At 72.5% G+C, this 13,907-nt stretch carries 15 protein-coding genes; 7 read left to right on the forward strand and 8 right to left on the reverse strand.

Features of this window, described 5'->3' with window-relative positions:
- Positions 1-54: 54 nt before the first annotated feature.
- From BJ983_RS32715 to BJ983_RS18150, 3 genes are all read right to left on the reverse strand, one after another.
- On the reverse strand, positions 55-354 hold the full coding sequence (locus BJ983_RS32715) for a helix-turn-helix domain-containing protein (protein ID WP_425484773.1): 300 nt from the start codon (positions 352-354) through the stop codon (positions 55-57).
- Complete coding sequence (locus tag BJ983_RS18145) at positions 354-677, reverse strand: hypothetical protein (RefSeq protein WP_179795085.1); 324 nt, start codon at positions 675-677, stop codon at positions 354-356. The genes BJ983_RS32715 and BJ983_RS18145 overlap by 1 nt, the downstream gene beginning before the upstream one ends.
- A gap of 238 nt (positions 678-915) precedes the next feature.
- Entirely contained in the window at positions 916-1,140 is a 225-nt protein-coding gene (locus tag BJ983_RS18150) for a hypothetical protein (protein ID WP_179795086.1), read from the reverse strand.
- 937 nt (positions 1,141-2,077) lie between these two features.
- On the opposite strand from BJ983_RS18150, the gene BJ983_RS18155 reads away from it, so the two are divergent.
- Positions 2,078-2,662 (forward strand): DUF305 domain-containing protein, encoded by a 585-nt coding sequence (locus tag BJ983_RS18155; RefSeq protein WP_179795087.1) that lies wholly within the window; start codon positions 2,078-2,080, stop codon positions 2,660-2,662.
- Positions 2,663-3,047: 385 nt separating this feature from the next.
- On the opposite strand, the gene BJ983_RS18160 is transcribed toward BJ983_RS18155, so the two are convergent.
- Genes BJ983_RS18160 through BJ983_RS18180 form a run of 5 tightly spaced genes read right to left on the reverse strand, consistent with a single transcriptional unit; the run spans position 3,048 to position 7,867 of the window.
- On the reverse strand, positions 3,048-4,181 hold the full coding sequence (locus BJ983_RS18160) for an agarase (protein WP_179795088.1): 1,134 nt from the start codon (positions 4,179-4,181) through the stop codon (positions 3,048-3,050).
- Complete coding sequence (locus tag BJ983_RS18165; RefSeq protein ID WP_179795089.1) at positions 4,178-5,065, reverse strand: alpha/beta fold hydrolase; 888 nt, start codon at positions 5,063-5,065, stop codon at positions 4,178-4,180. Before BJ983_RS18165 ends, BJ983_RS18160 begins: the two co-directional genes overlap by 4 nt.
- Positions 5,066-5,082: 17 nt before the next feature.
- Positions 5,083-6,012 (reverse strand): TIM barrel protein, encoded by a 930-nt coding sequence (locus tag BJ983_RS18170; protein ID WP_179795090.1) that lies wholly within the window; start codon positions 6,010-6,012, stop codon positions 5,083-5,085.
- Positions 6,009-7,040 carry a Gfo/Idh/MocA family oxidoreductase gene (locus BJ983_RS18175; protein ID WP_179797954.1) on the reverse strand — a complete coding sequence of 344 codons (1,032 nt, stop codon included), beginning with the start codon at positions 7,038-7,040 and terminating at the stop codon, positions 6,009-6,011. The genes BJ983_RS18170 and BJ983_RS18175 overlap by 4 nt, the downstream gene beginning before the upstream one ends.
- Before the next feature lie 8 nt (positions 7,041-7,048).
- Positions 7,049-7,867 (reverse strand): sugar phosphate isomerase/epimerase family protein, encoded by an 819-nt coding sequence (locus BJ983_RS18180; protein ID WP_179795091.1) that lies wholly within the window; start codon positions 7,865-7,867, stop codon positions 7,049-7,051.
- A 114-nt stretch (positions 7,868-7,981) separates the two neighbouring features.
- Here BJ983_RS18180 and BJ983_RS18185 point away from each other — a divergent pair, with 114 nt between their 5' ends.
- The 6 genes from BJ983_RS18185 to BJ983_RS18210 all read left to right on the forward strand — a co-directional run bounded on the left by BJ983_RS18185 (position 7,982) and on the right by BJ983_RS18210 (position 13,773).
- On the forward strand, positions 7,982-9,238 hold the full coding sequence (locus BJ983_RS18185) for an ROK family protein (protein WP_179795093.1): 1,257 nt from the start codon (positions 7,982-7,984) through the stop codon (positions 9,236-9,238).
- 169 nt (positions 9,239-9,407) lie between these two features.
- A complete protein-coding gene (locus BJ983_RS18190; RefSeq protein WP_343054240.1) occupies positions 9,408-10,223 on the forward strand; it encodes an alpha/beta fold hydrolase in 816 nt (271 codons plus the stop codon).
- Positions 10,220-11,092 carry a sugar phosphate isomerase/epimerase family protein gene (locus tag BJ983_RS18195; RefSeq protein ID WP_343054241.1) on the forward strand — a complete coding sequence of 291 codons (873 nt, stop codon included), beginning with the start codon at positions 10,220-10,222 and terminating at the stop codon, positions 11,090-11,092. Before BJ983_RS18190 ends, BJ983_RS18195 begins: the two co-directional genes overlap by 4 nt.
- Position 11,093: 1 nt before the next feature.
- Positions 11,094-11,921, forward strand: a complete 828-nt coding sequence (locus tag BJ983_RS18200) for a mycofactocin-coupled SDR family oxidoreductase (RefSeq protein WP_179795095.1) — start codon at positions 11,094-11,096, stop codon at positions 11,919-11,921.
- A 179-nt stretch (positions 11,922-12,100) separates the two neighbouring features.
- Positions 12,101-12,847 (forward strand): SDR family NAD(P)-dependent oxidoreductase, encoded by a 747-nt coding sequence (locus tag BJ983_RS18205; protein WP_179795096.1) that lies wholly within the window; start codon positions 12,101-12,103, stop codon positions 12,845-12,847.
- A 47-nt stretch (positions 12,848-12,894) separates the two neighbouring features.
- On the forward strand, positions 12,895-13,773 hold the full coding sequence (locus tag BJ983_RS18210) for an ABC transporter substrate-binding protein (RefSeq protein WP_179795097.1): 879 nt from the start codon (positions 12,895-12,897) through the stop codon (positions 13,771-13,773).
- Positions 13,774-13,907: the final 134 nt, after the last annotated feature.

Genomic DNA, 13,907 nt, shown 5'->3' on the forward strand with positions numbered 1-13,907 from the left:
GCTGCCCGGCGTCCGCCGGGGGGTGGCCGGCGGGCGAGGACCCGGGCAGCTGCATCATCGAGAATCCCGTGACGGCGTTCCCGCTCGAGCAGGCAGGTGCGCGGCGACCACCAGCCCGTCGCGGGACGGCGCGGTCGGTGGAATCGCCGGGGCGACTCGACGCGCGGTGCCGGCCCGTGGACGCAGCGGGACGCCGCTCTCCAGCAGCAGCTTGCGCACGGTGGCGACGTTGATCCCGACCGAGAGCGCGATCCCGCGCAAAGTGGCGCCGGCGTCGTAGCGGGAGGCGCAGTCCGCAGCCACCTCCGAGCGCGATCGACCCGACAGATGCTCGCTCGCGGACCGTCCGGTCATCACTCGCTGGCCGCCCGGCGATCGACCAGCGTGCGGGCAGCGGCATGGAGGCGGCGGACCTCGCGGACGTCCGCGGCTCCGAGCATGCCGATGAAGTGCCGCCAGCGGGCGCCGGTCACCACGACCACCAGGCCGTCCCCGCGCTCGGCCAGGGCCAGGAGGCCCTCGAGGCCGTGCCGGTCGCAGCTCGTCACCGCCGAGAGATCGAGCTCGAGGGCCCGTACCCCGGTGCTGTGCAGGCGACCGCGGTACTCGGTCAGGTTGCTCATCTCGCGGATGTCCAGGCCACCGGCGAGGACCAGCCGTCGTGGGGTCGGGGTCACCGCGGCACCGGCGTTCTCCTCAACGCTCAGGACCGGTGGCTGACGGCTTGCGCGGCCTGCCGGGGGGCCGGCAGAGGGTCCGGCGCCCACCGCGACGGTGCGGGGAGGCGACGCACCTCGCGCTCGCCAGGACTGATCGGTGCAGGGGACAGGACCACGAGCCCCTGCGCGAACACCCCAAGAACCTCCCGCGCGAGATCGAGGAGATCGACGACGAGCTGCCCACCCACGACCCGCATCACCAGCCGCCCTCGGAGAGACGGGAGTCGCGTGACACCGAGTCCCACACCCGCCGCGCCTCGGGATCGCCGGCGATCCATCGCCGCGCCTGCGCGTCGGCGTCGACGTCGCCGTGCAGCGAGAGGACCCGCAGCGAGATCAGCCGGTCGATCCACTCCTCCTCGAGCGGACGAGGAGGCGCAGGAGTGTCGTAGTCCCAGGGAGAACCGGCAACAGGAAACACAGGAGGTCCTTGCTCGTGCGTTGTGGTCACCGAACTCGGAGTCGGGACCTGCGGAGCGACGCCACCTCCTCGGAGATGACACACGACATGGCCGACGACCCCGGCTGTCGAACTCGACGAGCGGACACCGCGTCCGACCGGCCGAGACGATCCACGAGATCGTCCGGGAACGCGCCTTCTGGAAGTGCCCGGACTTCCCTGGCGGGCTGACGCCGGAGTCCACGGCCCATTCGGCCGTCGAGGGTGCCCCGTCGAGCGGAGCATCCTCCGACCACCGGATTCACGCAAGGCCGATCGAGTCGCAGAGCCGCCACGCCCGGCATCGCACCCTGCCAGCCGCCACGACAGCGACGACGAGGGCGACCACGGCGTCCCGCTCGCCGTTCCACGAGTGTCGTCGCACCCGATGACCCCGCCGAGGCTCCGCCGGTGGCCCGGCCTCGTGCAGGTGCGCCTGGACCGGCGCTCGCGCGGCCAGGAGGTGGTCAGACGGCTCAGGCGCCGAGGACCACCTCCCCCGCTTCCCCCGGAGTATCAGTGAGCGCCCCTGCCCTGCGTCCCGAGTTGACGGTGCGCGCACTGCGGCCGTGACGGGGCGCCGAGCTGCTCGGCGAGCCGACGGAACGTCGGACGCTGACTACTCGTGCGCTACAGACGAACCACGCGGTCCCACAGCTCGTCGGAGTACTTCTTCGCCGCTACCATCGAAGACCCTCCCTTGGCCCACCGCCATGATCGTCGATCTCCGAGCTACCAGGGGAACCTCGACTGGCTCGCTGGGCCGTCCACCGGTCCCTGCTACGGGCCCGGCCGACCGGGCAGCCGATCCCCGACGATTCCAGGCGGCCGTCACGCCAGAACGGTTGCCCCGCGGGGTGAACGTGGACGGGTCGGGCCGCGAACGCATGCGGTCATCCACGTGAGGAGAACGACCTCGATGAGATCCGAACGCGCCCGTCGTCGGCTCGCCATCGGACTGCTCGCCCCGGCCCTGGCCGCGCTCGCCGCCTGTGGCGCATCAGGTGCACCGTCCGGTACCGGCACGATGGCGACGACGGCGCCCCCGGCGGCCGCGACTCCCGTCGACTCCGCGTTCGTGCTGCACATGCTCCCGCACCACGAACGGGCGCTGCAGGTCGGCGCGCTGATGGCGGCGCAGGGGTCGGACCCGCGGGTCCGAGAGTTCGGGCAGCGGATCGTCACCGAGCAGACCCCCGAACGAGACCGGCTCCAGAGCTGGGTGACGACGCTGCACCTGACGACGTCACCCGGCGACGCGACCATGGCGTCCGGGTACATCGACGACCCGACGCTGGCCCGGCTGCGCGGCGAGGCCGGGAGCGCGTTCGACCGCGACGCGCTGCTCTCCTCGGCGAACTCCGAGACCGGGGCTGCGCAGATGAGCGCTGTCGAGCTGCGGGGCGGCACCTACACCCCGGCCCGAGACCTCGCCACCGCCATCTCGACCGCACCCGCCGGGGAGATCCCACAGCTCCAGCAGCTGGCGACCCAGCTGGGGTGACTCGCCGGACGCCCCGCCAGCTGGTGGTGATCAGCGGCGGCGTCTCGGTGGGGCTGCTGGTCCTGGCGAACCTCCATCGCTGCCACCCTGTTGCTCGGCGTCCTTCTGGGCGCCCGACTCGGCGAGACCGGCACCGTCGACGAGATCGCAGCACTCACAAGCAACGCCTAGTCTTCCGATCACACCTTCCCCGGAAGCACGCTGAGTTCACCCAATCGCGTACGCGGTTCCGCGATAATCCCCGTTATCGCGGCGTTCTGTCGGGCGGCTGTCGGAGCTGGACAGCGCATCGACTCGGCTGACGGCTGAACGGCGCAGACCGGCGTTCGCCTGCGAAGCAGGCACGAGCAGCAGCTCGACCGCCAAGTCCTCCGCGGCGACCGAGCTACGTCGTCGGACTGTTCGCAGCAGTCACCGCAGCGCCCCCGGTTGCCGCGGTGTGCTCATCGACCGCCCGGCGGTTGTGGGCGGTGATCGCGTCGGTGAGGGCACGGTAGGGCTCGTCGAACGGGTCCTTCACGCCCCATCCGCGCCCCAGGTTCTCGACGTAACCGCACCAGTGCAGGCCGGCGAACCAGGGCTCGTGGCGCACCGCGTCGAGGACGAGGCCGTAGTCCTCGCCGCGGGCGGCGTGGTCGGGCAGCCCGACGCGGTGCGGGTTCAGGTCGGTGGGCGTCCAGTTGCCGTGGTCGGCGACGAGCACGGGCTTGCCGCCGGCCTGCTCGCTCCACCCGGCCAGGTCGTTGCGGAACTGTCGCCGGTCGTCCTCGGTGGGGCCCGCGAAGCGCTGCACCGAGAGGACGTCGACGAAGGGCGCCATGGCGCGCAGCACCGGCTCGGGGATGCCTTTGTCGCCGTTGTAGCGGTCGCCGAGGATCAGGTGGTCGGGGTCGTAGCGGCGGATCGCCGTCGTGATCGTCTCGTAGTAGCGGCTGGCGACGTCGTAGAGCCTGCCCTCCCGCTCGACACCGTCGAGCCCGGCGAGCTCGGGGAAGTCGCGCCCGGAGGCGTGCGGTAGCCAGGCGGGGATGTCGACGAAGAAGTACCCGAGCAGGTTCTCGTCGTCGGCGTGCGGGAGGACGACGGCGCGGGCGAGGTAGTCGCACCACTTTGCGAAGTCCTCGTCGAGGGGACGGAACGCGGGGTGGCCGTTCCAGTCCTCGATGTCCTGGACCTGCATCTGCGCGACGTAGGGCAGTCCGGCCCCTCGGAGCTCGGCGGAGGTCCACGGCAGCGAGTGGTAGAGGTCGATCGGGTCGCCGAACCAGTCCAGGGCCTCCCCCCAGCCCCCGGCCACGTACTCGCGCGTCCAGCCGATCGTGTTCATGTTCCACGCCCGCAGGTCGGCGAGCGGCCCGTCGCACAGCCACGCCTCGCGGGATCCGTACTTCCGGCGCCAGACGTCGATGTTGTGCGGGTACTGCAGGTTGGTCTCGTCGGCGTGGTTGAGCCCGAGGGACAGGAACGGGTGTCCGTCGGGGTCGACGAGACGCCCGTCGCGGACGGCGAACGTGCTCACGGGGTGCCTCCGGAGAAGAAGTCGAGGTAGGCCGCAGCCAGGTCGTCGGGGCACTCCTCGGCGAGCTGGTGGCCGTAGGGGAACGACACCGTGGTCACGTCCGTGGCGACCTCCCGGCACACCCGGGCGTTGTCGGCGCCGATGAACGGATCACTGGCGACGGCGAGGACCGGCATCGGCAGCGGGGTCTTCGCGGCCTCGCGGTTCTGCGCGGCGTCGGTGAGCGTGGCCCGGTAGATGTTCGCCATGGCGCGCAGGCCGCCGGGCGAGGAGTAGCACCGGACGTACTCGTCGATCGCGTCCTCGCCGATCGCGGTGGCGTCCTGGGCCTCGTGCTTGATGAAGTAGCTGAAGTACTCGCGTTCGTGCCCGGCGATGAGCATCTCGGGGAACTCGGGCACGGCGTAGAAGTTGATGTGCCAGAGCCACACGTAGCTCGCGACGTTCTCGGCCGTGAGGAACGAGTAGTCCTCGAGCCCGAACCCGGAGAGGATCATCTCCTGGTAGACGAGCTGGACGACGTGCTCCGAGTGGCGGGCGGCGAGCTGGTAGGCCGCGGCGGCGCCCCAGTCCTCCCCGACCACGCGGTAGCGCTCGTGGCCGAGGTGGGCCATGAGCGCGGCGAAGTCGTCGGCGATGGTGGCCATGTCGTAGCCGGACTCGGCGTGCTCGGAGTCGCCGAGGCCGCGCATGTCGGGCATGACCACGGTGTGGCGCGGGGTTAGGTGGGGCAGGACCTTGCGCCAGTAGTAGGAGGTCTTCGGGACCCCGTGCAGCAGCAGCACCGGGTCGCCGTCCCCGGCGATGCGGTAGTGCAGGCGGACCCCGTTCACGGTGGCCCGCTGGGCGCGGACGGTCTCGCCCCGGTGGTCGACGACGGTCATGTCAGCTCCTCTGCCGCTCACGCGACGATCAGGGGTCGGAGGGTGCGGTACGCGACCTCCAGCCCCGTGTGGACCTTGTCCTCGGTGCCGCCCCACACCGGGTCCTCGTGCTCGACCGACAGCACGCCGGTGAAGCCGCCCGCGTAGAGCGTGTCGACGACGCGGCGCCAGTCGACGTCGCCGAGCCCGGGCACGCGGTAGCGCCACCAGCCGGTGGTGAACGGGTCGGACTCGCGACCGACGGCGATCCCGGGCCAGCCGTAGCTGTTGCGACGGTCCGGGAACAGTTGGATGTCCTTGGCCTGGGCGTGCGGGATGCGGTCGACGTAGGGCGCGAGCGCCTCGACGGGATCGATGCCCATCCACACCAGGTGCGACGGGTCGAAGTTCAGGTAGAGCCCGAGGGAGAACATCCACTCCCAGAGTTCGGGCGAGTAGGCGAGGTTGCCCGGATAGCCGTCGGGGTGCCACCCCTCCATCACGCAGTTCTCGACGATCAGCTTCACGCCGCGCTCCCCCGCCCGGTCCACCAGCGGAGCGAAGATCTCCTCGGCGTCCCGGAGATTCTCGGCCACGGTCCGCCCGGGATGGCGCCCGATGAACGTGCCGACCGTCTCGGTGCCGAGCAGCGCGGCAGCGTCGATGCAGGCGGCGACGTGGGCGTTGACGCGGGCCCGCTCGTCGGGGTCGGGGTGCAGGTTGTTGTCGTAGTACGCCAGCGACGACGGCGCCGACCCCAGTCCGTGGCGTTCCAGCAGAGCGCGGGTGTCGTCGGCCCGTGCCTGGTCGAGGGACACCACGTCGAGGTGCGACGCGGTGAACTCCCGGTCCCCGACGGCGGGCCACGCGGCCACCTCGAGCGCCTCGTAGCCGGCCCGCGCCGCCCAGGCCGCGATCTGCTCGAGGGTCTGGTCGGGCAGGCAGGCGGTCAACATGCCGAGCTTCACGTGGGGACCTCCACCCAGGTCGCGCCGGCCGCGATCGAACGGCCGACGGCATCGGTCAACGCCGCGGCCCGGACACCGTCGGCGAAGGACGGCAGCCCGTCCGGGCGCTCGCCACAGACCGCCTCGTACACGTCGGACACGAACGCGTCGAAGCAGTCCTGGTAGCCCTGCGGATGGCCGGGCGGCAGCCGCGAGTAGCGGGCGGCCGACGGGTCCATGGACGCCGAGCCGCGGGGCAGGACGACGGTGCCGTCGACGCCCCGCACCGCGAGGGTCTCGGGCTCCTCCTGGTCGAACCCGTAGGAGGCACGCGCTCCGTCCACCGAGAGCGCGAGCTGGTTGCGCCGCCCGATCGCGGTCTGGCTGACCGTGGTCGAGCCGGTGGCGCCGTGGTCGGTCTCGAAGAGCACCGTCGTCGAGGCGCCGTCGGCGGCGAGCCGGGCGAGCAGCCGGGTGATCCGGTGGGAGGAGACGAACTCGGCGAGGTCGCACCAGTGGATACCGACATCGGCGAAGGCCCGCGTGGCGTCGCCGTCGCCGCGCCATCCGGGGTCCCCCGCGGCCTGCCAGTCCTGGAGGTAGCCCCCGTGGAGCAGGTGCAGGGCGCCGGCGTCGCCCCGGGCGACGCGCGCACGGGCCTCCCGCACCATCGGGTGGAAGCGGTAGACGAAGGGGACCGCGGTCACGGCGTCCCCGGCCTCGTCGAGCAGGGCCCGCGCGTCGTCGAGCGTGGTCGCCAGTGGCTTCTCGCAGACGACGGCCTTGCCGGCGGCCAGGGCCCGTCGGGCGAGCGGAACATGCAGGGCGTCCGGGGTGCAGACGTGCACGACGTCGACGTCGTCGGCGACGACGATCTCCTCGGCGTCGCCCGCGCGGTCGGCTCCGAGCCGGCGGGCCGCGTCGGCACCACGGCTGGGGTCCGACGCGGCGACGGCGACGAGGTGGGCGCCGGACGCCCGTACCGCGTGGGCGTGGACGGTGCCGATGAAGCCGACGCCGAGGACGGCGACCCGCAGGGCGGAGCTCACGTCCCTGCTCACGGCGCCCCGAACCCGCGGTCGGCGAGCCAGGCGCGGCTGGTCCGGGCGGCATCGGCCGGGTCGCCGTCGAAGGAGTCGAGCTCGACGACCAGCCAGTCGTCGTAGCCGGTCTCCCGCACGGCGGCCAGGACATCGTCGAGATCGAGGTCCCCGGTACCCAGCGGTCGGAACGCCCCCGAGGCCCGGTCGAGGTCCTTGAGATGGACGTGCCGGACCCGGTCACCGTGGCGCCGGACGAGGGCGGCGGGGTCGCCGCCGCCGGCCGCGAGGTGGGCGGTGTCGGGGCAGAACCCGATCCGTGAGCGGTCCAGCACGGCGTCGACGGCGTCGGGGGCCTCGACGATGGTGCCCAGATGGGGGTGGAAGCAGGCGGTCAGGCCCCGCTCGGCCGCGAGGTCGGCGACCGCGTCGAGCCCGATCACGAGGCGGTCGAGGTCCCCGGCATGCGGGCCCGCGGCCCGCGGGGACCCGCCGCCGACGACCAGCTGTGAGGCCCCGGCGCGGGCGGCAGCATCGGCGGACACCGCGATCCGCGCCAGCTCCTCCTCGCGGACGTCGTCGAACACGAACCCGGCTCCGGTGTAGACGCCGACCAGTTCGAGGCCCGTCTCGTCGAGCAGGCGCCGGAGGTCGTCGCCCAGTTCGAGGACGTTGCCCTCGAACAGCTCGACCCCGGCATAACCCGCGGCCGCGATGTCGTGCAGGGCGCGCGTCATGTCGCCGGCCACGCGGTAGCGCAGGTCCCGGACGCTGGTGACTCCCTCGGCGGTCGCCGTCAGGCCACCCCAGGTGATGGCGTGGTAGCCGAGCCGCATCAGCCCTCCCGTGGTCGTCCTCGTCGACGCGAACGACGCTAATGTTCGCATCGAGCAGAAGTCAATGACCTACTCTCGGCTCCAGATTCGACCCCACGGGCCCGGGGAGGTGCCATGAGCAGGGCGCTCGATCTGGACGAGCAGGTCGACGACCTCGTGCTCCTGCTCGACCTCGTCCGACACGGGCGCGCCCGCACCCGTCCGGAACTCGCTCGGCGGTCCGGGCTCGGCCGCACCGTGGTGTCCGCCCGGCTGACACGGCTCCTCGATGCGGATCTGGTCGTCGAGGGCGAGCTCGGGCCGTCGACCGGCGGCCGGGCGCCGCGCGAGCTGCGGTTCCGCGCCGAGGCCGGCGCGGTGCTCGTCGCCGAGGTCGGCGCGACCGGGTTCGCCGTCGGCGTCACCGACCTGGGCGGCGCCCTGCGGGAGCACCGGCACCGGGCGTGGGACGTGTCGGCCGGACCCGAGGCCACCCTGGACCGCATCGCCGATGATCTCGAGGACCTGCGGGGCGACGTCGGCGACGTCGCCCCGATCTGGGGCCTCGGGCTCGGGCTCCCCGGTCCGGTGGAGTTCGCGAGCGGTCGCCCGGTGGCGCCGCCGATCATGCCCGGATGGGACGGTCACCCGGTGCGCGAGCACCTGGCCGGTCGGTTCGGCGTGCCGGTGTGGGTCGACAACGAGGTCAACACGATGGCCCTGGGCGAGCTGCGCCACGGCGTGGCCCGAGGCGTCTCCGACCTGCTCTACGTCAAGATCGGGACCGGGATCGGCGCCGGCCTCGTCACGGGCGGGCGCCTGCACCGCGGGGCGCAGGGCGCGGCCGGCGACCTCGGACACACGGCGGTGCACGAGGACTCCGGCATCGTCTGTCGCTGCGGCAACCGCGGCTGCCTCGAAGTGCTGGCCGGGGGCGGGGCACTGGCCCGGGACGCCGTGACGGTCGCCCGCGGTGGCCACAGCGGGCGTCTCGCCGCGCGGCTCGCCGACGCCGGGGAACTGACCGCCCGCGACGTCGTCGAGGCCGCGCGGGAGGGCGACCAGGAGTCGCGGCGGATGTTGGAGCACGCCGGTGTGCTGATCGGGACCACCCTGTCGGTGGCGGTCAATCTCGTGAACCCGGCGATGGTCCTGTTGGGAGGCCAGGTCGGGGCGTCCAGCGACCAGGTCCTCGCGGCGGTCCGGGAGATCGTGTACCGACGGTCGTTGCCGTTGGCCACGCGGGAGCTGCGCATCGAGCCCTCGCCGCTGTCGGGGCGGGCAGGCCTGATCGGCGCCGCGACGATGGTGGTCGACGAGCTGCTCTCCCCGGCGCGCCTCGTGCGGTGGCTGCAGGACGGGAGCCCCGTCGGCCGGGCCGACCTGACCTGAGGCTCTTGCGTTAGCGTCGCCTTGACATTTGCTCGCCGCGAACATAAGACGGGGAGCGACGCTGTCGTCGCCCGCTGTCGAGGAGCACGAGATGCGCGAGGTCACCGACCATTCCGGCCACCCCGTCACGCACGGGCGGACCACTGTGAACGGGGTTCGTCTGCACTATGTGACCGCGGGCTCCGGGCCGCCGCTGGTGCTGCTCCACGGTGTCCCCAAGACCTGGTACTACTGGCACCGCGTCATCCCGCTGCTCTCCGAGCGGTTCACCGTCGTCGCGCCCGACATCCGCGGCTTCGGCGACTCCGCCCGTCCCGACGGTGGCTATGACATGGGCACGATCGCCGCCGACGTCGCTGAGCTGATGACGGCGCTGGGACACGAGCGCTTCGCCGTCGCGGGCGAGGACTGGGGCGCTGCGTTCGCCTACGGGGTCGCCGCCTCGTATCCCGAGCGCGTCACCCGGCTGTCCTTCTCCGAGATGCTCGTGCCCGGCGCCGGCCTGGAGACGTGGTCGGCGCTCACCGAGGACAACGTCGCGTCCGACCACTTCCTGTGGCACGTCGGGTTCTTCCACGTCCGCGACTTCCCCGAGATGCTGATCAGCGGGCGGGAGCGGGTCTTCTGGGAGACCTGGATGAAGAACGAGACCTACGACCCCGCCGCGATCACCGAGGACTGTGTCGAGGAGTGGGTCCGCTGCTCGTCGGCGCCCGGTGGCCTGCGGGCGATCTTCGAGGTGTATCGGGCCACGTTCGTCAACATCGAGCTGGACCGGCGGTGGTCGGCGCGTCGGCTCCCGATGCCCGTGCTGACGGTCGGCAGCGACAGCTTCATCGGCGAGGAGGGCCGCCGGCAGATGGAGCGGGTGGCCGACGACGTCCGCTACGTCGAGCTCGAGCGCTGCGGGCACTCGATGGCCCTCGAGCGCCCTGCCGAGCTCGCGCGGGTGATGGGTGACTTCTTCGCCGCGGACATCGCGTGAGGTACGCCGCGGAGATCCTCCCCTATCACGATGCCGACCTCGACACCGCGCTCGGCGAGCTGGCCGGCCTCGGGTTCGACGAGGTGATGCTCTGGTCCTCGGCCCCGCCCCTGGCCGACCACGTCCATCCCGGCGACGACGTCGCGACGATCCGGCGGACGCTCGGACGGCACGGCATGCGTGCCACCGGACTGACCTGCTACGGCCGCGACCGCGACGAGCTGACCGCCCGACTGCGCCTGGCCCACGACCTCGGCGTCGACACCCTCGTGTTCGACTGCGAGGCGCCCTACCCTGAGTTCGTCGAGCACTGGCTCGCACCGATGCTCGACGAGGCCGAGCGTCTCGGCGTGCGCATCGCGGTCGAGAACCACCTCACGGTGCCGTTCTCCGCCGACTTCGAATCGGGTGCCGGAGAGGATCAGCGCTGGTCGGAGGGCGTCGACAGCCTCGCCCAGATCCGTCGGCTGGTCACCGAGCTCGACCACCCGAACCTGGGCGTCTGCCTCGCTCCCCCACACCTGTGGGTGATGGGCGAGAGCATCAGCGAGGCCGTGTGGTTCCTCGCCGAACGCGGCAAGCTCTTCCACTACTACCTCTGGGACGTCGACCGCGCCTACCGCCGCGGCGTTGACGGCCTGGACTTCGGTCCCGGCGAGCGCCAGCTGCCGCGCCCCGACGGCGTGCTCGACCACGCGGTCGGGCTCGCGGCGCTCGACCGCGTCGCCTACACCGGAGCGGCGTCGCTGAAGTGCCACGGCACCGCGGGATGGCCGGTCGAGAAGGTCACCCGCGAGCTGCGCCGCGCCGACACCCACCTCCGGACCTGCTTCGCGCGGGCCGGGATCGCCCTCTCGAGGAGGACCTGACATGGCCGGGAACGGCAACCGCATGGACGGCCGCGTCGCCGTCGTCACCGGCGCCGCCCGCGGGCAGGGCCGCGCGCACGCGGTCCGGCTCGCAAAGGCGGGCGCCGACGTCGTCGTCGCCGACGTGCCCGGTGACATCGCCACCGTCGACTACCCGATGGGCACCCACGACGAGCTCGCCGAGACCGTCCGGCTCGTCGAGAAGCAGGGACGGCGCGCCGTCGCCGTCGAGGGCGACCTGCGCGACACCGACACCGCCACCCGCCTGGCCGACACCGCCCGCCGCGAGTTCGGCCGCGTCGACACCCTCGTCCCGAGCGCCGGCGTCCTCAGCGTCGCCGACAGCACCTGGGACCTCACCGACGACCAGTGGGACGACATGCTCGCCACCAACCTCACGGCGGTGTGGAAGACGTGCCGCGCCGTCGTCCCGGTCATGATCGAGGCGGGGAACGGCGGCGCGGTCGTGCTCACGGGCTCGGTGGGCGGTCTGCGTTCGGTGGCCGGGTGCACGCACTACAACGTCGCGAAGTTCGGCGTGATCGCCCTCATGCGAACCCTGGCCTGGGAGCTGGCTCCGCACCACATCCGCGTCAACGTCGTCCACCCGACCGGGGTGAACACGATGATGGGCGACAACCCGGCCTTCCGGCAGTGGGCCGAGGAGCACCCCGACCTGCTGGAGCCGATGCGCGGCAACCTCCTGCCCGGCGTCGACCTCGTCGAGCCCGAGGACGTCGCAGCGCTCGTCGCGTTCCTGGTCTCCGACGACGCCCGCTACATCACCGGCGTCGAGCACCGGGTCGACGCCGGGTTCATGCTCAAGTGATCCGGACCGTCGACGACCCCGGCCGCGAGCTCGCCACCTTCGCCCCACGGTCCGTCGTCACCGCGACGACGGTCCGGGCCTGGTGAGCACCGCGCTCCCGTCCCGGGGCCCCGCGCCGCCCGGTTCGCGCGGGACGTCGCGAGGTCCTTCGACCGAGATCGACAGCGAGGAGACCGCAGATGAGCGAGCGGGTATGTCTGGTCACCGGAGCCAGCCGGGGGATCGGTGCGGCGACGGCACGCGAACTCGCGTGCCGCGGCTACCGCGTGGTGGTCAATCATCGCGACAGCGCCACCACCGCCGAGGCCGTCGCCGGCGACGTGCGGACGGGCGGCGGGGAGGCCCTGGTGGTGCAGGGCGACGTGACCGACCCCGACGACGTGACCCGGCTGGTCGAGACGACCGTCGGACACTGGGGGCGGCTCGACGTGCTGGTGCACAACGCCATGGCGCCGTTCCCGGTCACCTCGTTCGCCGACCTGGGCTGGGAGCAGCTCGGCGCCAAGCTCGACCAGGAGCTGCGCGCCGCCTATCTGCTCACCCATGCCGTGCTGCCGGGGATGACCGACCGCTCCTACGGGCGGCTGGTCTACCTGTCCACCGGACTGTCCCGACGCCCCCGCGACGGGATGATCGCGCTCGGCGTCGCCAAGGCCGCCCTGGACTCCTTCGTGCGCTACGTCGCCACCGAGGTCGCACCGCACGGCATCACCGCCAACGTCGTCGCCCCCTCCACCGTCGAGGACACCGCGGTGGGCGACAAGCTCCCCGACGAGCTCCGCGCACAGCTCGCCGCGGCCACCCCGATGGGTCGGCTCGCCCGACCCGAGGACGTCGCGCGCACCGTGGCCTACTTCGCGGGCGATGACGCCGGCTTCACCACCGGCAGCTGGGCCCCGGTCAACGGCGGCGCGCTCATGCCCTGACCTCGCACCGCGACCACCCTGATATCGAGCCGCACCGGAGCAGCGCGTTGCACACCCTCGACCTCACCTACGTCGGCCACGGCCTGCACGAGGAACTCGTCGCCTACGTCGCCGACCAGGAAGGCTTCCCCGAACAGGAGGGCGTGCACCTCGCTCTGCGCGACGGGGTGAGCTGGGACGACCAGCGGCTCCGTCGCGGCGCCACCATCGGGCTCGGACGTTCGGTGTTCACCCGACTCGCCGACGGCGTCGAGTGGACCGCCCTGTCCGTCAGCACCCACCGCCCCCTGTTCTGGTTCGTCGGCGGCCCGCAGGTGAGTGCCATGGAACAGCTGCGGGGTCGGCGCCTGCTGGTGCACGCCCCGCACACCGCACCAGGCTGCTTCGCCCGCATCGTCCTGCGCCGCCACGGCCTCGACCCCGACCGCGACCTCGAGTGCGTGGTCCGCCCGCCCGGGGACTACGCCATGGACCTCCGCCGACTCCGCGCGGGCGAGGTCGACGCCGCCTACCTCGGCAGCACCCTCGCCCCCGCGCAGGTCGCCGCCGAGGAAGGGTTCCACGAGCTCGCCTGGGTCGGCGACCACCTGGCCATCCCCACCGTCGGACTCGCCGTCGACCCCGCCGTCATCCCCCTCGATCACCCGGCCGTCACGGCCGCGGTGCGGGCACAGCGTCGGGCCCTGGCCCTGCTCGCCGAGAACCCGGAGACCGCCATCGCCTACCTCCAGCGCTTCCTCGGCCGCGCCACCCCCGACGAAGTACGGCGCTACCACGCCCGCTTCATCGCGCCCTGGTTCACCACCGACGGGCAGGTCGATCTCGCCGTCGCCGACGAGGGCCTCGCCGCTGTCGCCGCCGAACTCGGCGTCACGGAGGTCCCCCGGGCTGCCGACGTCTACCTCACCGACCTCGTCACGCTTTGACCGGCACCGACCGCACGCCGTCAGGAGCCCCGGGGCCCGCCGCCGGCGGGATGCGACCTTGTCGGCGCCCCCGGCCCCCACGTGCCCGCTCGTAGAGAGTTGGGCGCTGCCACTGTCGACGGGTCTCGTAGCTA

It is taken from the genome of Actinomycetospora corticicola (assembly GCF_013409505.1).
GTDB lineage: Bacteria > Actinomycetota > Actinomycetes > Mycobacteriales > Pseudonocardiaceae > Actinomycetospora > Actinomycetospora corticicola.